Annotated in this window: 18 protein-coding genes; 4 read left to right on the plus strand and 14 right to left on the minus strand. The window is 73.3% G+C overall.

Annotated features, from left to right (window positions below; translation table 11 throughout):
• Nucleotides 1-151: 151 nt before the first annotated feature.
• From AC5FZL_RS07655 to AC5FZL_RS07670, 4 genes are all read right to left on the minus strand, one after another.
• The gene (locus AC5FZL_RS07655) at nt 152-661 is read right to left on the minus strand and encodes a flavin reductase family protein (protein ID WP_493617974.1); all 510 of its coding nucleotides are present in this window, start codon (nt 659-661) and stop codon (nt 152-154) included.
• Nucleotides 658-1,764: an N-acetyl-1-D-myo-inositol-2-amino-2-deoxy-alpha-D-glucopyranoside deacetylase gene (gene mshB, locus AC5FZL_RS07660; RefSeq protein WP_493617975.1), complete on the minus strand. Its 1,107-nt coding sequence runs from the start codon at nt 1,762-1,764 to the stop codon at nt 658-660. Before mshB ends, AC5FZL_RS07655 begins: the two co-directional genes overlap by 4 nt.
• 29 nt (nt 1,765-1,793) lie before the next feature.
• Entirely contained in the window at nt 1,794-3,716 is a 1,923-nt protein-coding gene (gene typA, locus AC5FZL_RS07665) for a translational GTPase TypA (RefSeq protein WP_493617976.1), read from the minus strand.
• Between the two features lie 87 nt (nt 3,717-3,803).
• Complete coding sequence (locus AC5FZL_RS07670) at nt 3,804-4,253, minus strand: (deoxy)nucleoside triphosphate pyrophosphohydrolase (RefSeq protein WP_493617991.1); 450 nt, start codon at nt 4,251-4,253, stop codon at nt 3,804-3,806.
• Nucleotides 4,254-4,297: 44 nt separating this feature from the next.
• On the opposite strand from AC5FZL_RS07670, the gene AC5FZL_RS07675 reads away from it, so the two are divergent.
• On the plus strand, nt 4,298-5,017 hold the full coding sequence (locus tag AC5FZL_RS07675; RefSeq protein ID WP_493617977.1) for a VIT1/CCC1 transporter family protein: 720 nt from the start codon (nt 4,298-4,300) through the stop codon (nt 5,015-5,017).
• A gap of 18 nt (nt 5,018-5,035) precedes the next feature.
• Here AC5FZL_RS07675 and AC5FZL_RS07680 read toward each other — a convergent pair whose 3' ends face one another.
• The 8 genes from AC5FZL_RS07680 to AC5FZL_RS07715 form a co-directional block, all read right to left on the minus strand.
• A complete protein-coding gene (locus AC5FZL_RS07680) occupies nt 5,036-6,157 on the minus strand; it encodes an ABC transporter ATP-binding protein (RefSeq protein ID WP_493617978.1) in 1,122 nt (373 codons plus the stop codon).
• Entirely contained in the window at nt 6,138-7,196 is a 1,059-nt protein-coding gene (locus AC5FZL_RS07685) for an ABC transporter ATP-binding protein (protein WP_493617979.1), read from the minus strand. The genes AC5FZL_RS07680 and AC5FZL_RS07685 overlap by 20 nt, the downstream gene beginning before the upstream one ends.
• Nucleotides 7,193-8,158, minus strand: a complete 966-nt coding sequence (locus tag AC5FZL_RS07690; RefSeq protein WP_493617980.1) for an ABC transporter permease — start codon at nt 8,156-8,158, stop codon at nt 7,193-7,195. The genes AC5FZL_RS07685 and AC5FZL_RS07690 overlap by 4 nt, the downstream gene beginning before the upstream one ends.
• On the minus strand, nt 8,151-9,074 hold the full coding sequence (locus tag AC5FZL_RS07695) for an ABC transporter permease (RefSeq protein WP_493617981.1): 924 nt from the start codon (nt 9,072-9,074) through the stop codon (nt 8,151-8,153). The genes AC5FZL_RS07690 and AC5FZL_RS07695 overlap by 8 nt, the downstream gene beginning before the upstream one ends.
• A gap of 184 nt (nt 9,075-9,258) precedes the next feature.
• Nucleotides 9,259-10,923 (minus strand): peptide ABC transporter substrate-binding protein, encoded by a 1,665-nt coding sequence (locus AC5FZL_RS07700; protein ID WP_493617982.1) that lies wholly within the window; start codon nt 10,921-10,923, stop codon nt 9,259-9,261.
• A gap of 276 nt (nt 10,924-11,199) precedes the next feature.
• Nucleotides 11,200-12,963: an ABC transporter substrate-binding protein gene (locus AC5FZL_RS07705; RefSeq protein WP_493617983.1), complete on the minus strand. Its 1,764-nt coding sequence runs from the start codon at nt 12,961-12,963 to the stop codon at nt 11,200-11,202.
• 43 nt (nt 12,964-13,006) lie between these two features.
• Nucleotides 13,007-14,683, minus strand: coding sequence for an alpha-amylase family protein (locus AC5FZL_RS07710; RefSeq protein WP_493617984.1), 1,677 nt, complete (start codon nt 14,681-14,683; stop codon nt 13,007-13,009).
• Between the two features lie 3 nt (nt 14,684-14,686).
• Nucleotides 14,687-15,661 (minus strand): TIGR03885 family FMN-dependent LLM class oxidoreductase, encoded by a 975-nt coding sequence (locus AC5FZL_RS07715; RefSeq protein WP_493617985.1) that lies wholly within the window; start codon nt 15,659-15,661, stop codon nt 14,687-14,689.
• Between the two features lie 64 nt (nt 15,662-15,725).
• On the opposite strand from AC5FZL_RS07715, the gene AC5FZL_RS07720 reads away from it, so the two are divergent.
• The 3 genes from AC5FZL_RS07720 (at nt 15,726) to AC5FZL_RS07730 (ending at nt 16,972) form a co-directional block, all read left to right on the plus strand.
• A complete protein-coding gene (locus tag AC5FZL_RS07720; RefSeq protein ID WP_493617986.1) occupies nt 15,726-16,409 on the plus strand; it encodes a DedA family protein in 684 nt (227 codons plus the stop codon).
• A 167-nt stretch (nt 16,410-16,576) separates the two neighbouring features.
• Complete coding sequence (locus AC5FZL_RS07725) at nt 16,577-16,741, plus strand: hypothetical protein (protein ID WP_493617987.1); 165 nt, start codon at nt 16,577-16,579, stop codon at nt 16,739-16,741.
• A 27-nt stretch (nt 16,742-16,768) separates the two neighbouring features.
• Complete coding sequence (locus AC5FZL_RS07730; protein WP_493617988.1) at nt 16,769-16,972, plus strand: hypothetical protein; 204 nt, start codon at nt 16,769-16,771, stop codon at nt 16,970-16,972.
• Here AC5FZL_RS07730 and AC5FZL_RS07735 read toward each other — a convergent pair.
• Both AC5FZL_RS07735 and AC5FZL_RS07740 read right to left on the minus strand, forming a co-directional pair.
• Nucleotides 16,969-17,781: a formate/nitrite transporter family protein gene (locus AC5FZL_RS07735; protein ID WP_493617989.1), complete on the minus strand. Its 813-nt coding sequence runs from the start codon at nt 17,779-17,781 to the stop codon at nt 16,969-16,971. The genes AC5FZL_RS07730 and AC5FZL_RS07735 overlap by 4 nt on opposite strands.
• A gap of 104 nt (nt 17,782-17,885) precedes the next feature.
• Nucleotides 17,886-20,174 carry an immune inhibitor A domain-containing protein gene (locus tag AC5FZL_RS07740; RefSeq protein ID WP_493617990.1) on the minus strand — a complete coding sequence of 763 codons (2,289 nt, stop codon included), beginning with the start codon at nt 20,172-20,174 and terminating at the stop codon, nt 17,886-17,888.
• Nucleotides 20,175-20,441 lie beyond the last annotated feature (267 nt).

A 20,441-nucleotide genomic window follows, 5' to 3' on the forward strand; every position in this document is an offset into this window, starting at 1 on the left:
GCGCCGCGAGCGCCGGGGCTGCTCCGGCTGGGCGGCGCGGTCCGGGCGGCCGCCGCGGGGGGCGGACGAGCGCGACCCTCCGCGTCGGGGCCTGAGCATGGGCTCAGCGGGCACGTCCACGACTCCGGTCACCTGCCGAGGCTAGGGCGCCTCAGGCCAGCCGGCGGTAGTTTCCGCGGAACCGGACCAGCGGGTCGTCCTCGACGGACGTCGTCACGGCGAGCACCTCCCCCACGACGATGACGTGGTCGCCGCCGGGGTGGGCGTCGGTGGTGCGGCACTCGAAGGTGGCCAGCGCGCCGGTCAGCAGCGGCGCGCCGGTGACCGGCCCCGGTGCGTGCGGCACGCGCTCCAGCTGGCCGACCGCGGGACGCCCCGGGGTGGCCAGCCACGCGGCGGCGGCCCGCTGCCCCGAGGCCAGCAGGCTCAGGCCCCACGTGCCGGTCTCCTCCACGGCGTCGAGGAGGCGGGCGTCCTCGTGCAGGCAGACGAGCAGCAGCGGCGGCTCGACCGACACCCACGTGAAGGACGTCGCGGTGATGGCGTGCTGCAGCCCTCGCAGCGCCGTCGAGACCACCGCCACGCCGCTGGCGATGCCCTGCACGGCAGCCCGGAACTCGTCGGGACCGACCGGGCCGGCCCCCGCGGCGGCGGCGCTCACGCCGTCGGGGAGGCGCCGGGCCCGGATCCGGGGGCGACGCCGGCGAAGAGGTCGGTCTCGCGGCCGTCGGCGCGGTCCGCGGCCGGCGCCGGCCGGCCGGTGCGCAGCCGGTAGTGCTCGGTCGTCCACACCGGCAGCCACTGGTCGTGGCTGATCATCATCTCGGCGCCGCGCAGGCGCACCTGGCTGCGGTGGGCCCGCAGCGCCGCGACCTTGGCCTCCAGCTGCTCGGGCGCCTCGACCTCGGCGGTGACCTCCGCGTCGTCGACCACCATGCTCGGCAGGCCCTCGGCGGCGCCCTCGCTCCCGAAGAGCTCGCCGGCGAGGGAGCGCGGGACGACGCTCTCGTAGACCTTCGCGACCTCCCACGGCTCGCTGCCGACCACGCGCGGGGCACCGGCGTCGGCGGCCAGCTCGACCGCGCGCACCGCCACCGCGTGGGCCCGCACGTGGTCGGGGTGGCCGTAGCCGCCACCGGGCTCGTAGGTGACGACGACCTGCGGTCGCACCGCGCGCAGCACCCCGGCCAGGCGGGCCGCGGCCTCCTCGAGGTCCGCGCGGGCGAAGGCGGTCGGCGCGGTGTCCGGGGCGGGGACGGCGACGCGGCCCGGGCCCCACGCCATGCCGGAGTCCTCGTAGTGGACGGCGGCGGTGTCCCCGGCGCTCTCGCCCACCAGCGGGGCGTCGTCGAGGAAGCGGTGGTCGGTGACGCCGAGCGCCTCCATGGCCGCGCCCAGCTCCAGGGCGCGGCGGGCGGCCAGCGCGGGCCCGTCGCCCTCCAGGGAGGCGAGGGCGGGGTCGACGACCTCCCCGCGCTCACCGCGGGTGCAGGTCACGAGGCTGACGTGCGCGCCCGCGGCGGCGTAGCGCGCCATGGTCGCGCCGTTGCCGATCGTCTCGTCGTCGGGGTGGGCGTGGACGAGCAGCAGGCGCCGGGGGGAGTCCAGGGCGTCCATCGCCTCGACGTCCTGCGGCTCGAGCTCGCGGTCGGCGGCGCCGTCGACGATGCTCGCGACGTCGCTGAGGAGGTCGTCCGCGAGCGCCTCGGCGGTCTCGACGCCCTCCCCGGAGGGGCCGGGCTCGCTCTCGGGCACGGTGGTCATCGCGCCACCGTAGCCCGAGAGCGACCGGCTCAGCCCCGGCGGGCGCGGGCGGAGCTGCGGGCCCGCTCGCCCTGGTCGAGGACGACCTTGCGGATGCGGATGGCGTCGTGGGTGACCTCGACGCACTCGTCCTCGCGGCAGAACTCCAGGCTCTGCTCGAGGGAGAGCTTGCGCGCCGGCACCAGCCGCTCCAGCTCGTCCGCGTTGGAGCGGACGTTGGTCATCTTCTTCTCCTTGGTGATGTTCACGTCCATGTCGTCGGCGCGCGAATTCTCACCGATGACCATGCCCTCGTACACCTCGGTGCCGGGCTCGACGAACATCGTGCCGCGCTCCTGGAGGGAGGTCATGGCGTAGGTCGTGGCCACCCCGGAGCGGTCGGAGACCATCGAGCCGGACGGGCGGGTGCGCAGCTCGCCGAACCACGGCTCGTAGCGCTCGAAGGTGGCGTGGGCGATGCCGGTGCCGCGGGTCTCCGTGAGGAACTCGGTGCGGAAGCCGATCAGGCCGCGGCTGGGGACGAGGAACTCCATCCGGACCCACCCGGTGCCGTGGTTGGACATCTGCTCCATGCGGCCCTTGCGGACGGCCAGCAGCTGGGTGATGGCGCCCAGGTACTCCTGCGGGGCGTCGATCGTCAGGCGCTCGAGCGGCTCGTGGACCTTGCCGTCGATCTCCTTGGTGACCACCTGGGGCTTGCCCACGGTCAGCTCGAAGTTCTCGCGGCGCATCTGCTCGACGAGGATCGCCAGCGCGAGCTCGCCGCGGCCCTGGACCTCCCACGCGTCGGGGCGCTCGGTGGGGAGCACGCGCATCGACACGTTGCCGACGAGCTCGCGGTCCAGGCGGTCCTTGACGAGGCGGGCGGTCACCTTCGAGCCGCGGACCTTGCCCGCGGTCGGGGCGGTGTTGGTGCCGATGGTCATGGAGATGGCCGGCTCGTCGACCGTGATCAGCGGCAGCGGGCGCGGGTCCTCGGGGTCGGCCAGGGTCTCGCCGATGGTGATGTCGGGGATGCCCGCCACCGCGATGATGTCGCCGGGGCCGGCCTGCTCGGCGGGCTTGCGCACCAGGGCCTCGGTCATGAGCAGCTCGGTGATCTTCACCCGGGTCTGCGTGCCGTCGGCGCGGCACCACATGACCTGCTGGTTCTTGACGATGGTGCCCTCGTGGATGCGGCACAGCGCGATGCGGCCGAGGAAGGGCGAGGCGTCGAGGTTGGTCACGTGCGCCTGCAGCGGCGCGCCCTCGGTGTACGAGGGGGCCGGCACGGTGTCGAGGATGGTCTGGAACAGCGGCTCGAGGTTCTCGCTGTCCGGCATCCCGCCGTCGGCGGGGCGGTTCATCGAGGCGCGCCCGGCGCGGGCCGAGGCGTAGACGATCGGGAACTCGAGCAGCTCGTCGGCGTCGGCGAAGTCCGCGGCCAGGTCCATGAACAGGTCGTAGGTCTCGTCGATCACCTCGGCGATCCGGGCGTCGGGGCGGTCGACCTTGTTCACCACGAGGATCACCGGCAGCTTCGCGGCGAGGGCCTTGCGCAGCACGAAGCGGGTCTGGGGCAGCGGGCCCTCGCTGGCGTCGACCAGCAGGGCGATCGCGTCGACCATGGACAGGCCGCGCTCGACCTCGCCGCCGAAGTCGGCGTGGCCGGGGGTGTCGATGATGTTGATGGTGACGCCGTCCGGGCTGCCCGACGCGGCGGCCGCGGGGCCGGTGTAGTGCACCGCGGTGTTCTTCGCGAGGATGGTGATGCCCTTCTCGCGCTCGAGGTCACCGGAGTCCATGACGCGCTCGACGAGGCCCTCGTCGGTCTCGTGGCTGCTGAACGCACCCGACTGGCGCAGCATCGCGTCGACCAGCGTGGTCTTGCCGTGGTCGACGTGCGCCACGATGGCGATGTTGCGCAGGTCGTTGCGCGTGCGCAGGGACTCGCCCGTGGAGACAGCGGACATGCTTCAGCACTCGTTCCAGAAGGGGGTGGGGAGGCTCCAGTCTAACGGCCCGTGGTGGTCCGGGCCGACGCGCGAGCGGACGAGCGCTCAGGCGACCGCGTCGGCCCGCGCGCCCAGGGCGGTGATCACCGGCCGGTCCACCGGGAGCCACGGCACCGAGTGCCAGTCCGGGCGCTCCAGCCAGCGCAGCTCGTCGTGCCCCTCCAGCGGTGCCGGCTCGCCCGAGACGACCACCGCCAGCCAGACCCGCATGAGCCCGCCGCCCAGCCCCGCACCGGGCCCCGCGACCGGCATCGGCCAGGCGCCTCGCCCCCACGCGGGGTCCGGGCCCACGAGCTCGGCCCCGAGCCGGACGCCGATGCCGAGCTCCTCGTCGAGCTCGCGGTGCAGCGCCTGCTCGGGCGTCTCGCCCGGGTCGACCTTGCCCCCCGGCAGCTCCCAGCCACCGGCCAGGCGCGGGGGCTCCGTGCGCCGCGCGGCGAGCAGCCGCGTCGGCGCGAGGAGGTCGTCGACGAGAGCAGCACCCACCACGCGCATCCCAGCCACCTGCGCAGGGTGCCACCCCGTGGCACGCTCGACCCGTGGACGAGCTCGCACCGCCGCACCCGGGTGAGACCTCGACGGGCTCGGTGGTCTCCCGGCTCAGCTGGCTGCGCGCCGGCGTCCTGGGCGCCAACGACGGGATCATCTCCACCGCCGGGCTGGTGGTCGGCGTGGCCGGGGCCACGCCGGCGCACGCCCCGGTGGTGGTCGCCGGCGTGGCGGGGCTGGTCGCGGGCGCGCTGTCGATGGGCGGCGGGGAGTACGTCTCGGTCAGCACCCAGCGCGACACCGAGCACGCGGTGCTCGAGCGCGAGCGCTGGGAGCTGCAGCACCTGCCCGAGGAGGAGCTCGCCGAGCTGGCGGACCTCTACGCCGCGCGGGGCCTGTCCCCGCACCTGGCCCGCCAGGTGGCCGTCGAGCTCACCGCCCACGACGCCCTCGCCGCGCACGCCGAGGCCGAGCTGGGCCTGGACCCCTACGAGCGCAGCGACCCCTGGCGCGCCGCGCTGGCCTCGATGGCCGCCTTCACCCTCGGGGCGCTGCTGCCCCTGCTGGCCGTGGCGCTGCCGCCGCTGTCCTGGCGGGTGCCGGTGACGGTGGCCGCCGTCGTGGTGGCGCTGGCCGCCACCGGCGTGACGAGCGCCCGGCTCGGTCCGGCCCCGGTGCGCCCGGCCCTGGTCCGCAACGTCGGGGTCGGCCTGCTCGTGATGGCCGTGACGTTCGCCGTCGGCTCGGGGGTCGGCGCAGCGGTGGACTGAGCCGGCTCCCGAGCGACCTCAGGACTCGATCGGGACGACCTGCCGGGCCTCGGCGAAGTGGCACGCGGAGGGGTGCCCCTGGCCGCGGTCGACCAGCGCCGGGGCCTCGGTGGCGCAGACGTCCTGCGCCTTCCAGCAGCGCGTGCGGAACCGGCAGCCCGAGGGCGGGTCGGCCGGGCTGGGCACGTCGCCGGTGAGGAGGATCCGGTCCTTCTGCCCGCGCAGGCGCGGCTCGTGCAGCGGCACGGAGGACAGCAGCGCCTGGGTGTACGGGTGGGAGGGCTGCCCGTAGACCTGCGCGTCGGTGCCCTCCTCGACGATGCTGCCGAGGTACATCACGGCGACCCGGTCGGAGATGTGGCGCACCACCGACAGGTCGTGGGCGATGAACAGGTACGACAGGCCGAACTCGTCCTGCAGGTCCTCGAGGAGGTTGACGACCTGCGCCTGCACGGAGACGTCGAGCGCCGAGACCGGCTCGTCGCAGACGATCACCTCCGGCTGCAGCGCCAGGGCGCGGGCGATGCCGATGCGCTGGCGCTGGCCGCCGGAGAACTGGTGCGGGTAGCGGTTGACGTAGTCGGGGTTGAGGCCGACGCGCTCGAGGAGCTCCTGCGTGCGCTGCAGCCGCCCCCTGCGGGGGGCGATGTCGGCGTGCACCGACCAGCCCTCGGCGACGATGTCGCCGGCGGTCATCCGCGGGTTCAGCGAGGCGTAGGGGTCCTGGAAGATGATCTGGACCTCGCGGCGGTACCGCTTGAGCGCGCGACCGCCCATCTTCGCGACGTCCTCGCCCTTGTAGAGGATCTGCCCGTCGGTCGGCCGCTCCAGCGCCACGAGGAGCTTGGAGACCGTGGACTTGCCGCAGCCGGACTCCCCCACCAGGCCGAGGGTCTCCCCGCGGCCCAGGGTGAGGTCGACGCCGTCCACGGCGCGGACCTGGCCCACGGTGCGCTTGAGGAGGATCCCCTGGGTGAGCGGGAAGTGCTTCTTCAGGCCGCGGACCTGCAGCAGCGGGTCGCCCGCGGGCTGCACGCGGTCGGACGCCGCCGCGCGGGCGGCGTCGACCTGGGCGTCGGTGGAGCCGGTGGCCGGGACGGAGGCCCGGCCGGGCCCTGCGTCAGATGCGGGGTGAGACACCGAGCACCTCCTCGCTGTAGTGGCAGGCCGCCTCGCGGCCGGGGACGACGACGCGCAGCGGCGGCAGGTCGGTGGCGCAGTCGCGGCCGGGGGCCGCCTCCACGCCGATCCGGCGCCGGGGGCAGCGCGGGTGGAAGGGGCAGCCGCGCGGGATCGCGGCGAGGTTCGGCGGCTGGCCGACGATCGGCTGCAGCCGCGTGCCCTTGGCCTCGACCTGCGGGATCGAGTTCATCAGGCCCTCGGTGTAGGGCATCGCCGGGTTCGAGAAGACGTCGTCGACGGTGCCGCGCTCGACGATCCGGCCCGCGTACATCACGGCCACCCGGTCGGCGACCTCGTTGACCACGCCGAGGTCGTGCGTGATGAGCACCAGGCCCATGCCGGTCTCGCGCTGCAGGTCCTTGAGCAGGTCCATCACCTGGGCCTGCACCGTGACGTCCAGGGCCGTGGTCGGCTCGTCGGCGATGAGCACCCGCGGGTCCAGCGCCAGGGCCATCGCGATCATCACGCGCTGGCGCATGCCGCCGGAGAACTGGTGCGGGTAGTCGTCGACGCGGCGGGCGGCGGCGGGGATGCGCACCCGGTCCATGAGCTCCACGGCCCGGGCGCGCGCCTCCTTCTTGGAGGCGCCGCGGTGGGCGCGGAACATCTCGCCGATCTGGAAGCCCACGCTGTAGACCGGGTTCAGCGACGACAGCGCGTCCTGGAAGATCATCGAGATCCCCGGGCCGCGGACCTTGCGCTGCTCGTCCTCGGAGAGGGTGAGCAGGTCGCGGCCCTCGAACCGGATCCCGCCACCGGTGATCACGGCGGGCGGGGAGTCGAGGATGCCCATGATCGCCTGGGCCGAGACGGACTTCCCGGAGCCGGACTCGCCGAGGATCGCCAGGGTCTCCCCCTCGGCGACGGTGTAGCTGATGCCGTTGACCGCGTTGACCACGCCGCTGCGGGTGCGGAACTCCACGTGGAGGTCGTCGACCTCCAGCAGCGGGCCGGTGCCGACCGGGCGGGTCGACGGGGCGGTGATGTCGGTGGTCATGAGCGCTGCCTCGGGTCGAGGGCGTCGCGCAGGGCGTCGCCCATCATGATGAAGGCCATCACGGTCAGGGTCAGGACGATGCTCGGGAAGAGCACCAGGTGCGGCGCGCTGCGCAGCAGCGTCTGCCCCTCGGAGATCTGCAGCCCCCAGGAGATGGCCGGGCGCTGCAGGCCCACGCCGAGGTAGGTCAGGGTCGCCTCGGCGGCGATGAGGACGCCGACGGTGATGGTCGCGTAGACCAGCACCGGCGCCACGGCGTTGGGCAGGATGTGCCGGACGAGGATCCGCGAGTCCGAGGCGCCCATCGCGCGGGCCGCCGCGACGTAGTCCGAGCTCTTCACGGCGATGACCTGCGAGCGGACCAGGCGCATCGCCGTCATCCAGCCGAAGGCGGCCAGGGCGATCGCCACCTCCACCGGGCCGCGCTCGGTGAACGTCGTGCGCAGGAGGATGAGCGCGCCCAGGACCAGCGGCAGCGCGTAGAAGATGTCCGTCAGCCGCGAGAGCAGGCTGTCGAGCCAGCCGCCGTAGTAGCCGGCGATGGCGCCGACCAGGACGCCGAGCACGAGGACGCCGAGGACGCCGAGCACGCCGATGAGCAGGGAGCTGCGGGCGCCGTAGGCCACGTTGGCCAGGTAGTCGCAGCCCTGCTGGTCGTAGCCCAGCCAGTGCGCGCCCGACGGGCCGAGCTTGGAGTTCGCGAGGTCGCACGCCCGGGGGTCCGCCCCGCGGGAGAACCACTGCGGCGCGAGCGCCACGAGGACGAAGCCCACGCCGAGGACCGCACCGATCCAGAACAGCGGGTTGCGCCTGAGCTGGGCCCAGGCGTCGCTCCAGAGGCTGTTCTGCCGGGCGTCGGTGACGTCGACGGACGGCTCGGCCAGCCCGGTGGTGGTGCCGGCGACGACCTCGTCGTGGCGCAGGTCGAGCTGCTGCTGGTCGGTGCTGTGCGGCTCACTCATAGCGGATCCTCGGGTCCAGGACGGCGTAGAGGACGTCCACGACCAGGTTGAAGAAGACGAAGAAGAAGACCATCAGCGTGACGATCCCGACCACGACCGCGCCCTCCTGGGCGCGCACGGCGTCGAACACCGAGCGGCCGATGCCCGGGATGTTGAACACGGACTCGGTGACGATCGCGCCGCCGAGCAGCGCGCCGATGTCGGCTCCGATGTAGGTGACCACCGGGATCAGGCTGTTGCGCAGGGTGTGCTTGACGATGACCGTGCGGGGCGTCAGCCCCTTCGCGCGGGCGGTGCGCACGTAGTCGGCCCGCATGTTCTCGGCGATGCTCGTGCGGGTCAGCCGGGCGACGTAGGCCAGCGAGCCGGAGGCGAGCACCAGGCCGGGCAGCAGGTAGCTGTACCAGCCCTGGCTGATGCCGGAGATCGGGAACCAGCCGAGCTTCAGGCCGAAGGCGTACTGGGTGATGAAGGCGAGCACGAGGATCGGGATCGAGACGACCACGGTGGTCGAGACCAGCACGAGGCTGTCGAAGTAGCCGCCGCGGCGGATGCCCGCGAGGACGCCGGCGACGATGCCGATGACGACCTCGAAGACGATGGCCACGACGGTCAGGCGCAGGGTCACCGGCAGCCGCTGGCTGATCGTGTCGAGCACCGGGCGGCCGCGGAAGTCGGTGCCCAGGTCGCCCTGGACCAGCCCGCCCATGTACTTGAGGTACTGCACGACCAGCGGGTCGTTGAGGTTGAACTGCTCCCGCAGCTGGGCGACCACGGCCGGCGCGAGCGGCCGGTCGCCGCCGAGCGCGCGGATCGGGTCGCCCGGAAGCGCGTAGACCATGGCGAAGATCAGGAAGGACGCCCCGAGGAGCACGGGGATGGTGAGCAGAAGGCGGCGCGCGATGTAGCGGCCCATGTCCCTCCTCGGTCGGACACGCCGACGTCGGGTCGACGGTTGCGGCGTGGCGTCCATCATGCGGGACGCCACCGGCGGTGGTTCACGCGGGGCCCGCCGCGGTGCGGCGGGCCGCGGTGGGCCGGACGCAGACGGGGAGCGGTGCGCCGGCGCTGCGCCGGTGCCCCGCTCCCCGTCCGGTGGTTCAGCTGGTGACGGTCACCTGGGAGGCGTCCACCCGGCCGAAGATGTCGACGAAGACGTCGTCGACGTTCTCGGAGTACACCGACTGCTGCAGCCCGAAGAACATCGGGATGATCGGCATGTCCTCGAGGAGCACGTCGTCGGCCTGCTGGTACAGCTTGATGGCCTCCTCGTTGCTGCTCGCGGAGTTGCCCTGGGCGATCAGGGAGTCGAACTCGGGGTTGGAGTAGAACATGTTGTTCGACCCCGCCGGCGCCGTCGCAGCGGTGGAGTACAGCGGCTCCAGGTAGTTCTGCGGGCTCGGGTAGTCCATGGACCAGCCGAGGCGGTACGGGCCGGTGAAGCCCTTCTCGTCACCCTTGGGGAGGTACTCGGAGAAGTCGAGGCTGCCCTGCAGGGAGTACTCCACGCCGAGGTTCTCGCGGAGCTGGTTGCCGACGGCCTGGACCCAGGCGTCGTGGCCGGCGCCGGAGTTGAACCACAGCTCCACCGGCTGGGTGCGGTCGAAGCCGGCCTCGTCGAGGAGCTGGTTGGCCCGGTCGACGTCGAGGGTGCAGTACTCGCAGGCGTCCTCGCGGTAGCCGTCGACGACGGGCGCGATGGCGTCGGTGGCGGGCTTGCGCGTGCCGCCGAAGATGGCGTCGGTGATGGCCTCGCGGTCGATCGCCATCGAGAACGCCTGGCGCACGCGCGGGTCGGCGTAGCGGGCGTCGTAGGTCGGGAAGCCCAGGTAGGTGAACGACGAGGACGGGGTCTCGAAGTACCGGTCCCCGAACTCGTCCTTCGCCGTGGTGATGGCGTCCGGCGGGATCTCGTCGACGATGTCCAGCGTGCCGCCCTGCACGTCGGTGTAGGCGGTGTTCATGTCGGCGTAGATGCGGTACTCCACGCCGTCGGCCTTCGCGGCGTCGTCGCCGGCGTAGTCGTCGTACTTGGTGAGGGTGATGCCCTCGCCCTCGACGAGCGCGCTCTCGGCCATGAACGGGCCGTTGCCGATCGGCTTGGCGCCGAAGCCCTCCGGGTCGGCGAAGAACGCCTCCGGCAGCGGGTAGAAGGCGGTGTAGCCCACGGTGACCGGGAACTGCGCGAACGGCGCCGTCAGGGCCACGGTGAAGTGCGTGTCGTCGACGACGGTGAGGCCGCTCATCGCGTCCGCGGCCGGGTCGCCGGTGGGGTTGCCCTCCTCGTCGGTGGGCGCCTGCAGCTCGTCGTAGCCGACGATGTTGGCGAAGAAGTACGAGTTGCCCTGGGCGTTCGGGCTGTAGGCGGTGTAGTTCCACGCGTCGACGAACGAGGACGCCGTCACCGGGGTGCCGTCGTGGAAGGTCCAGCCGTCCTTGAGGGTCACCGTCCAGGTGGTGTTGTCCTCGGACTCGATGGACTCCGCGACGCCGCTGTACTCGACGGAGCCGTCCTCCTGCGAGTACTTGACGAGGCCGGTCCACAGCGAGTCGACGACCTGGCCGCCCTCGGTCTCGGACGTGTTGCCCGGCACCAGCGGGTTCTCGGGCTGACCGATGTACATGCTGAACGTGCCGCCAGTGGCGCCGTCGCCACCGCCGCTGCCGCCGCTGCCGCTGTCGCTGCCGCCGCCGCAGGCGCTGAGCAGGACCGCCATCGCGGCGACCGCCACAGCTGCGCGCGTCGTCCGGGTTCCAACCCGCATGTTGCCTCCATCACTGAGTGGGTACTGCCCCGTGCGGGCCGGACGGGTCGTCCAGAGCGCTCGGGCGGGACCAGGGTCTGGCCGCCCGGTGGGACCTCGGAACTGTAAGGACAGGCGCGTTACCGCTGTGTTGCGCGCTGGGCGGGCCGAGTGGTCGCCCGAGCCCGCAGCGTGCCCCTGACCTGGGCGAACAGTAGGTGAATGGCATGTGCTCCAGGCAACGGCGTTGCCGATCCGTTGCCAATTCGATACCGAGCGCAGCGCTGAGGGGGCGGATCAGCCCGCCGGACGCCACTCCTGGGCGTTCCACAGCACCCCCGCGGGCAGGGCCGACGGCACGATCCCGCTGACCTCCTCCGACCACGCCGTCAGCGCCGGCGACTGGTAGAGCGGCGCGCCGGGGGCGCCCTGCCACAGCGCGGCGTCGAGGCCGGCGACGAGCTCGCGGCGGCGGTCGTCGTCCAGCGCTCCCGCGAGCTCGGCGAAGAGGCCGTCGACGGTCGGGTCGCTGTAGCCGGTCGGGTTCGCGCCGCCACCGGTGGCGTAGAGCGCCCGGGCGTCGGCGGGGTCGCCGGTGGACCGGCCGCTGAGCAGGACGGCGTCCCAGGCGCCCGGCTGGGACAGCCGGGCGGTCCAGTCCGGCGCCCCGCAGTCGGTGACCCGGAAGCCGGCCTGCGCGGCGGAGTCCCGCAGGAGCGCGAGCTCCTCCGTGCGGCGCGGGTTGTCCGGGTCGTGCAGGACGCAGACCTCCGGGGCCGTCACCCCCGCCTGGGCCAGGAGGGCCCGCGCGCCGTCGACGTCGACCCGCCGGTAGTCCGCCGAGCCGTTCGCGGCGACCACGTCGTCGTACCCGGGGTCGGCCGGGCCGAGCAGGTGGGAGTCGCGCACCCGCGCGTCGGGCTGCAGGGGCGCCACGAGCTCGTCGACGACCTCCTGCCGGGGCACGACCCGCAGGAAGGCCTGGCGCACGCGCGGGTCGGCGAAGACGCCGGGGTTGCGCGAGCCGGTGGTCCGCAGCAGGAGCACCTCGGCGGTGTCCCCCGGCGAGGCGGTGGCGCGGACGCCGTCGAGGCCCTCCAGCGCGGCGAGCACCTCCGCGGTCGCCGGCGGGGAGACGACGTCCACCTCCCCCGCCGCGAGCGCCTCGACGGCGGCCCGGGGGTCCGGCAGGTGCCGCAGGACCAGCTCGTCGAAGCCCCGCTCCTCGCCGTCGCCGTCCTCGCGCACGCGCTCGAGGACGACGCGCTCGGGCCCGGCCTCGCGGACGGCGAAGGGGCCGGTGGAGGGGTAGCGCTCCGCGGCCTCCTGCGGCCCCACCCCCTCCGCGGGCAGGGCGGAGCCGGTGCTCCAGGACCGCGACAGCGGGGCGAGCGTGGCGGCGTCCCCCTGCTGGACGGCGGCCAGGACGGCGTCCTTGGCGGCCTGGGGGTCGGTGGTGCCCAGCGCCTGGCGGGCGACGACGTGCGCGGGGAGGTCGGCGCCGAGCGCGGTCTGCCAGTCGGCCACCGGGGCGTCGAACGTGACGGTGAGGGCGGTGCGGTCCTCGCTGACCTCCGGCACGGCGCTCGCCTGCGCGAGGCCCGAGTCCACCTCGCCGTCGAAGAAGACCGCGTCCGGGCCGGGCTGGGCGCGCACCCCGGGGGTGTCGAGCGCCCCGGAGCCCGCCACCCAGTCCAGGAGCAGGTCGACGGCGTCGACCGGGACGCCGTCGGACCACGTGACGCCGTCGGCGATGGCGTAGCGCACCCGCAGCGGGTCCTCGCCGAGCACCTCCGCGGTGCCGAACGCGGGGTCCGGGCGCAGCTCACCGTCGGCGTCCCGCGCGGCGAAGGCGGCGCGGGTCAGGCTCCGCAGCGCCGCGTCGGCGCTCGTGCTGCCGCTCACCTCGTCGTTGTAGCTCGTGAAGGGCTGGTCCCAGGCGACGGTGACCGAGGTGGGGCCGGCGTCCTGGGCCTCCTGGGCCGGACCCGTGCAGCTGGCGAGCGCCAGGGCGCTCGCCAGGAGCGCAGCACCGAGCGCGGCGGTCGGTCTCGTCCTCATGCCCCCATCATCGCGAGTCCGCCGGCACGCGGTCCGCGCCGGCTCAGAGGAGGCGGCGGTCCTCTGGACGGACCACGCGGAGCCACCGGTGCCCGTAGCGGCCCAGCTCGACCTCGACCCCGCCGCCGGGCCCGACCACCGCCTCGAAGGTCGAGAGCAGGTCGACCAGCCGGTCCCCCTCCCGAGCACCGGCCACCTCCAGCGGGACGGTGCACGGCTGGGCGCCGAGGTTGTGCAGCGCGACCAGGCAGGCGTCCTCCCAGGTCACCGAGTGCGCCAGCACCGCCGGGTGCGGCTGCTCCAGGGCGGTGAAGGCGCCCCAGCCCAGCTCCGGGCACTCGCGGTAGCGCTGGACGAGGCGCCTCACGAAGGCCAGCAGCGACTCCGGGTCGCGCCGCTGGGCCTGCACGTTGACGTGCTCCGGGCCGTAGGCGCCCTCGACCACGGCCCCGGGCAGGCGGTCCGCGGGCGCCGTGGAGAACCCGGCGCCCTCGCCGGCCGTCCACTGCATCGGTGTCCGGACGGCGAGCCGCCCCTCCGCCCGCAGGTCCTCCCCCATCCCGATCTCCTCGCCGTAGAACAGCACCGGCGTGCCGGGCAGCGAGAACAGGAGGCTGTAGACCATCCGGACGCGCTGCGGGTCGCCGTCGAGCATGGGCGGCAGGCGGCGGGTGAGACCGCGCCCGTAGACCTGCATCTCCGGCTCCGGCCCGAAGGCGGCGAAGACCTCCTGGCGCTCGTCCTCGGTGAGCTTGTCCAGCGTCAGCTCGTCGTGGTTGCGCACGAAGGTGGCCCACTGGCAGTCCGGCGAGGTCGCGGGCCGCGCCAGCAGGGCCTCGACGAGGGGCGCGGCGTCCGCGCGGGCCAGCGACAGGTACAGGCGCTGCATGGCGATGAAGTCGAACTGCATCGTCAGCTCGTCGCCCTCCTCGCCCCCGAAGAAGGCCAGCTGCTCGGCGTGGGGCAGGTTGACCTCGCCGAGGAGGACGCCGTCGCCGGTCCGGCGGCCCACCACGGCCCGCAGCGCGCGCAGGTAGGCGTGGGGGTCGGCGAAGCGCCCGGCCTCCGCCGGGTCGGTGCCCTCGGTCTCGAGGAAGAACGGCACGGCGTCCACGCGGAAGCCGGACAGGCCCAGCTCGAGCCAGAACCCCATCACCTTGGCCACCTCGTCGCGGACCCGGGGGTTGGTGACGTCGAGGTCGGGCTGGTGCTGGTAGAAGCGGTGGAGGTAGTACTGCCCCGCGGCCTCGTCGTAGGTCCAGACGCTGGTCTCCTGGTCGGGGAACACCGGCTCCGGCTGCTCCTCCGGCGGCTCGTCGCGCCAGACGTAGAAGTCGCGGAAGGGCGAGTCGCGGTCGGCGCGGGCGGCCTGGAACCACGGGTGCTGGTCCGAGGTGTGGTTGACGACGAGGTCAGCGATCACCCGCATCCCCCGGTCCCTCGCGGTGCGGACGACCTCCACCAGGTCTCCGAGGGAGCCGAGCCGGGGGTCCACGCCGTAGAGGTCGGAGATGTCGTAGCCGTCGTCGCGGTCGGGGCTCGGGTAGAAGGGCATGAGCCACAGGCACGTGACACCCAGGTCGGCGAGGTGGTCCAGCCGCTGCGCCAGCCCCTGCAGGTCGCCGGTCCCGTCGCCGTCCCAGTCCATGAACGTCTCGACGTCCAGGCAGTAGACGACGGCCGTCTTCCACCACAGGTCCGCGGTGTCGGTGATCCTCACGACTCAGGCCCTCCGCGCCGTCGGCACCAGCTGGGGCAGCACCCGGTCGCCGAAGACGTCGATGAACTCGCGCTGCTCGACGCCGACGTGGTGCAGGTACACCTCGTCGAAGCCGACCTCGACCATCTCCGCGATCCACGCCGCGTGCTGCGCGGGGTCGGCGGAGACGAGGATCGACCGGCGCAGGGCGTCCGGCGGCACGTGCTTGGACACCTCGGCGAACAGCTCGGGGGTGTCCAGTTCCCAGGGCACCGGCGGGTCGAAGGCGTTGGTGCGCCACTGGTCGTGCGCCAGCGCCAGTGCGGCCTCCTCGTCACGGGCGTAGGACAGGTGCACCTGGAGCACGCAGCGGCCCTGCCCGCCGGCGTCGCGGTAAGCGCCGACCACCCGCCGCAGCACCTCCACCGGCTGGTTGATCGTGGCCAGGCCATCCGCCCACTGCGCGGCCCAGCCAGCCGTGCGGGGGGTGACCGCGGCGGCGACGAGGGGCGGCGGGGTCTCGGGGCGGGTCCACAGCCGGGCCCGGTCGACGGTGACGAGGCCGTCGTGGCTGACCTCCTCGCCCGCGAACAGCGCCCTCATCACCTCCACGCACTCCAGCAGCCGCGCCTCGCGCTGGTCCTTGCGCGGCCAGACCCCGCCGGTGATGTGCTCGTTGAGCGCCTGCCCGGACCCCAGGGCGACCCAGAAGCGCCCCGGGTACATCGCCTCCAGCGTCGCGGCCGCCTGGGCGATGATCGCCGGGTGGTAGCGCTGGCCCGGCGCGTTGACCACGCCGAAGGGCAGGGACGTCGCCTGCAGCGCGGCTCCCAGCCACGACCACGCGAAGGCCGACTGCCCCTGCTCGGGGGTCCAGGGCGCGAAGTGGTCCGAGCACATCCCGCCGGTGAAGCCCGCCTGCTCGGCGGCCTGCACCGCCTCCAGGAGGACCGACGGGTGGACCTGCTCGTGCGAGCTGTGGAAGCCGACCACCGTCATCGCGCCAGCCTCCCGGTCTGGCGGTCCGGCCACAAGACGAGACCACTGCTCCTAGCCTGGAGCGATGATCCCCGCCCTCGGACCGGACTGGCTCGACCCCGACACGCTGATCGGCACCTTCGGGTTCCTCGGCCTCCTGGCGATCGTCTTCGTCGAGTCCGGCCTGCTGGTCGGGTTCTTCCTGCCCGGGGACTCGCTGCTGTTCACCGGCGGCCTGCTCATCTCCACCGGGGTGCTCGACGTCCCCCTGTGGGTCGCCCTGGTGCTCGTGCCGCTCGCAGCGGTGCTCGGCGACCAGACCGGCTACCTCATCGGGCGCAAGGCCGGGCCGGCCGTCTTCCGCCGCCCCGACTCGCGGCTGTTCAAGCAGCAGTACGTCGACGAGGCCTACGCCTTCTTCGACAAGTACGGGGGCCGCACCGTGCTGCTGGCGCGCTTCGTGCCGATCGTGCGGACGTTCGTGCCGGTGGTCGCCGGCGCCGCGCGCATGCCGTACCGGACCTTCCTGGCCTGGAACGTCATCGGCGGCGTCGCCTGGGGCGCCGGGGTGACCACGCTGGGCTACTTCCTCGGGCAGATCGCCTTCGTGCGCGAGCACGTGGAGAGCATCCTCATCCTCATCGTGCTCGTCTCGGTGCTGCCCGTGGCGGTGGAGCTGCTGCGCTCGCGCTCGCGCCGCCGCGACCACCGCTACGACGAGCCGCAGGAGCGCGCCGCCGTCGCGGACGACCTGCGGCGCGGCGCCTAGCGCGCGCCGCCCGACCGGGCCACCCGAGGGCCATGCCCCCCGTGGCCCGATCGGGCGGGATCTGTCTCGGGTCGTCCCGAAACGCTCCAGCGGTCGCTGTGCGCCACCGATGCTCGAGGGGCGAGCAAAGACCGCTCGCACCGGTGAGAACGACCGCTGGAGCACCCGTGACCGAGAACCTCGCGCCCCTGCCCTCCCCTCGTCCGTCCTCGGACCAGGCCGCGTCGCCGCGCTCGGAGCACTGGCTCGTGCAGCAGCTGCACGAGCAGCGGGAGGCCGCCGACCGCACCCGGCTGGCGGCCCTGCTCACCACCGCACCGACTCCGGCCTGAGCCGCCGGACCTCCTGAGGAGACCCCCGTGGACGACACCACCCTGGCCCTGACCATGGCCCGCTACGCCCAGCAGCAGCAGGAGGCCCGCGACCAGTGGTTGGTCGGCCGCCTGGGCGCGGAGCGCCGCGCCGCCGACCGCACGCCGCTGTCGGCGCTGCTCGCCCAGCACGCGGGCGAAGGCCAGCGGGGCGCCCGCGAGGCCGCCGTCACCGCCCTGCTGCAGGGCTAGGACCCCTCCTCGGCCGCTGCGCGCGCCTCCGCCACGCGGTGGGGCACGCGCAGCAGCCGGACGGCCGTCACGAGCACCAGACCGCCCACGAGGTTGCCCAGCGCGGACCAGCCCAGCCGGGCCAGCCAGTCCAGGTAGCCGAAGGGCGCGCCGACGTGCAGGGCGGCGAACATGAGCAGGGAGTCCAGCACCGAGTGGAACAGCTGGCTGCCGGCCAGCAGGGCTCCGAAGAGGACCGCCGGGACCAGCCTGACCCCCGTGCTGTCCGTGCCGTGCTGCATGCGGGTCATCAGGGTGATCACCGCACCGGCCAGCACGGCTGACGCGAAGGACTCCAGCCCGATCGGCAGCTGCCCGTAGTGGCTGCCGGCCTCGACCGCCGTCGGGCGCAGCACCGGCAGCCCGGTCACGATGAGCCAGGTGACCACCCAGCCGCCGACGAGGTTGAGCACCAGCGTGGTGGCCCACAGCCGCAGCAGCTGCGTGCCCGTGCCGGCCCGGGCGACGACGGCGGCGACCGGGACGAGGAAGTTCTCGGTGAACAGCTCGCTGCGCGCCAGGAGCAGGGCCACGAACCCCAGCGAGAAGGCCAGGCCCGCGAGCACGTGGCTGCCGGTGGCCTCCATGACCACGAGGTAGGCGAGCACCCCGGTCCCGACGTCGATGCCACCGAGGAAGCCGGTGCCCACCAGCGCCGCCCAGGGCCGGGCCAGGCGGTCGCGCCCCTCCTCGACCAGCCGGTCGAAGGCCTCCTCGACCTCCGGCTCCGGCTCGTCCGGTCGCTGGGCCACCGCCGGGCGCTCGCTCATGGGTCCATCCGAGCGCCTGCACGCCGACGGCGCACCCGGACCCGGCACGACGACGGCCCACCGGCGGGTGCCGGTGGGCCGTCGTCCTGCGCAGTGGTGCTGCGTCAGTTCACCCGCACCTGCATGAGGGTGTCGTGGGCGCTCGTGTTCACCACGGTGATCCTCGTGCCCGTCTTCGGCACGTCCACACCGGACCAGCCGTCGGCGTCGGGCTGCTCGCCCGGAGCCACGTACCAGTCGAGGCTGTCGTCGAAGGTCGGCACCGCAGGCAGCCCGCCGAAGGTTCCGGCCCTGCCGGTGCCCGGGTCGTGGAGCGTCACCTTGTCGGTGATCTGCTTGCCGAAGGTCGAGTCGTAGGACTGGACCCGCGGTCGCCAGCTCTGGCCGTCCGCGCGGTCGTCGCCCTCGTCGTCGGTCGGCTCGTAGAGCAGGCCGGGGTGGGCGTCGACCGGCAGGATCAGGCCACCACCGGGGTGGGCCCCGACGTTGTTGTCGGCGTACTGGCTGTTCCAGTAGCTGATCAGCAGGCCGTCCTGGTACGGGAAGCGCTCGGCCCAGTCCGGGTGCTCCGGGTCGCCGAAGTTGTACGGCCCAGACTCCAGGCTCTCGTCGTAACCGGTGTACTGCCGGTACTCGCCGATGTAGGCGTTGAAGTAGCTGGACTCCGTGGTGCCGGTGGTGGCGGTGAACCCGCTCAGGACCCAGTCCGTGACGGGCGTGCCGTCGATCGCCACGGCGTCGACCTTCAGACCGGGCTCGGCGGCGGCGCCGTCGGTCCAGTAGCGGAACCCGACCTGCGCGCCGGCGGGGACGCCCTCCAGCGAGGCGCTGAGCTCGACCCACGCGCCGCCGCTGGTCCCGGTGATGCCGGCGCCGAAGTTCTGGCCGTTCGGGTCGTCGGTCGTCGAGAGGTTCGTCGGGATCGGTGTGGACGTCACGCCGCCGTCGGTGGTGTAGACGGCGTAGGCGTAGTCCCAGTCCTGCTCGATCTGGTAGTCCACCTGGGCCGTCAGCGTCGTCGCTCCGGCCGGGACGGGCGTCAGCATCGTGTTGTCGAGGTCGTCACCCGAGCCCGAGTACCAGAAGTCCTCGCCCTCGAACGGCGTACCGACGGTCGTCGTCACCCGCTTGTCCGGGAGCACCGTGATCAGGGCCTGGGCCTGCTTGGTGTTGTGCTCGGCCGGCCCGAGCTTCACGGAGGCACCGAGGCCGGGGAAGACCGTCTCGTAGTTCAACCAGCCCAGCTGCAGCTTCTCCCACGCCCCCATGTGCATGGGCTCGGTGCCGATGCCGTCCTCGGGACGACCGCTGCTTCCGTAGGAGCCCGACGACATGAGGGACCAGAAGCCGGTGGAGTTCTCCGCGCCCCCGCTGTTGCCGGAGGTGTCGTAGAGGTCCGGTAGGCCGAGGTCGTGACCGAACTCGTGGGCGAAGACGCCGACGCCGCCGTTCTCGGGCTCCACGGTGTAGTCGCCCACCCAGTAGGAGGACTGGCCGATCCGCTGGCCACCGAGCGCGTTGGTCGCGCCGCCGACGCTGGGGCCGCCCGCGCCGATCTGGGTGGTCTGGTTGTACCAGCGGTGGGACCAGATGGCGTCGTCGCCGAGGACGCCGCCGCCGACCTCCTCCCCCATGCCGGCGTGGACGGCCTGGAAGTGGTCGATGTAGCCGTCCGGCTCGTCGAAGTCCCCGTCGGCGTCGAAGTCGTAGCGGTCCCACTCGTCGAAGGCGGACAGCTCGGCGTCGATCTCCTCCGCCGTCCTGCCCGCGGCGACCTGCTGGGCGTACCAGCCGTTGAGCGAGTCGTTGACGAAGGGCCAGACGGCGCGGTCGCCGGCGTCGTTGTCGCCGTAGGAGGCCCCGGTGCCGGGCACCTGCACCCAGTCGGTCACCTCGCCCTCCACGGTGTAGCGGCCCGAGGACACCTCGTCGTAGAAGTTCGCCATCGAGACGGCGCCCGGCGCCTGGGAGAAGAGGAGCTCCTGGTAGTACGGCTGCGAGAAGTCCTGCGTCCAGATGGTGGTGTTGTCCACCGCGCGGTCGGGCGCCGGGATCGAGTTGTGCTGGAGGTCCGAGAACTCGCCGAGCACGGTGAAGATCTTGTCGGTGTCCTCGCGGGCCAGCTCGACGTACTGGCCCTCGGCGACCTTGACGACCTTGTTGGCCCCTGTGGCCGTGGCCTCGCCGGAGACGACCTTCTCCAGGCCCGCAGCACGCAGGTCGCGCTGCTTGTCGCTCAGCGAGCTGGGCCTGTCGTCGATCCGGGCCGCGGCCTGGACGGCCGTCGCAGGGACGGCGCTGGCCGCGTCGTTCGCGGGTGGCGCGGCGGATGCCGCTGCAGGTGCGGCCGCGACGAGCGCGGCGCCCACCACGGCGCTGAGAGCTCTTCTCAAGGAACTGCTCCTGGGTGTTGGACGGAGGTCACCTGCGCCCGACGACAGGGGTCTACCGATGGCTCCGGCAGGTGACCGAGCGTCACGCTAGGCGTTGCCTGTGACAACCTCCAGGCATGTAACACGCTGTTAACGTCCGGTTCGTCCCGACTCGTCCTCGGGTTCGTCCCGCTCCCCTTCGAGGTGGCTCCTGCGCCGGGGCGGTCACCACGGTGGGCGGGGGCGCGCGCCGTCGTCCACGATGGATCAGTGCCCCATCCCGCCGCC

Source organism: Quadrisphaera sp. DVD1 (genome assembly GCF_058932755.1).

Excerpts from the sequence above, each read along its gene's own strand:
- typA (WP_493617976.1), bottom strand. The coding sequence starts at position 3,716 with ATGTCCGCTGTCTCCACGGGCGAGTCCCTGCGCACGCGCAACGACCTG.
- AC5FZL_RS07705 (WP_493617983.1), bottom strand. The coding sequence starts at position 12,963 with ATGAGGACGAGACCGACCGCCGCGCTCGGTGCTGCGCTCCTGGCGAGC.
- AC5FZL_RS07685 (WP_493617979.1), bottom strand. The coding sequence starts at position 7,196 with ATGACCACCGACATCACCGCCCCGTCGACCCGCCCGGTCGGCACCGGC.
- AC5FZL_RS07735 (WP_493617989.1), bottom strand. The coding sequence starts at position 17,781 with ATGAGCGAGCGCCCGGCGGTGGCCCAGCGACCGGACGAGCCGGAGCCG.
- AC5FZL_RS07670 (WP_493617991.1), bottom strand. The coding sequence starts at position 4,253 with ATGCGCGTGGTGGGTGCTGCTCTCGTCGACGACCTCCTCGCGCCGACG.
- AC5FZL_RS07700 (WP_493617982.1), bottom strand. The coding sequence starts at position 10,923 with ATGCGGGTTGGAACCCGGACGACGCGCGCAGCTGTGGCGGTCGCCGCG.
- AC5FZL_RS07720 (WP_493617986.1), top strand. The coding sequence starts at position 15,726 with ATGATCCCCGCCCTCGGACCGGACTGGCTCGACCCCGACACGCTGATC.
- AC5FZL_RS07695 (WP_493617981.1), bottom strand. The coding sequence starts at position 9,074 with ATGGGCCGCTACATCGCGCGCCGCCTTCTGCTCACCATCCCCGTGCTC.
- AC5FZL_RS07715 (WP_493617985.1), bottom strand. The coding sequence starts at position 15,661 with ATGACGGTGGTCGGCTTCCACAGCTCGCACGAGCAGGTCCACCCGTCG.
- AC5FZL_RS07690 (WP_493617980.1), bottom strand. The coding sequence starts at position 8,158 with ATGAGTGAGCCGCACAGCACCGACCAGCAGCAGCTCGACCTGCGCCAC.
- mshB (WP_493617975.1), bottom strand. The coding sequence starts at position 1,764 with ATGACCACCGTGCCCGAGAGCGAGCCCGGCCCCTCCGGGGAGGGCGTC.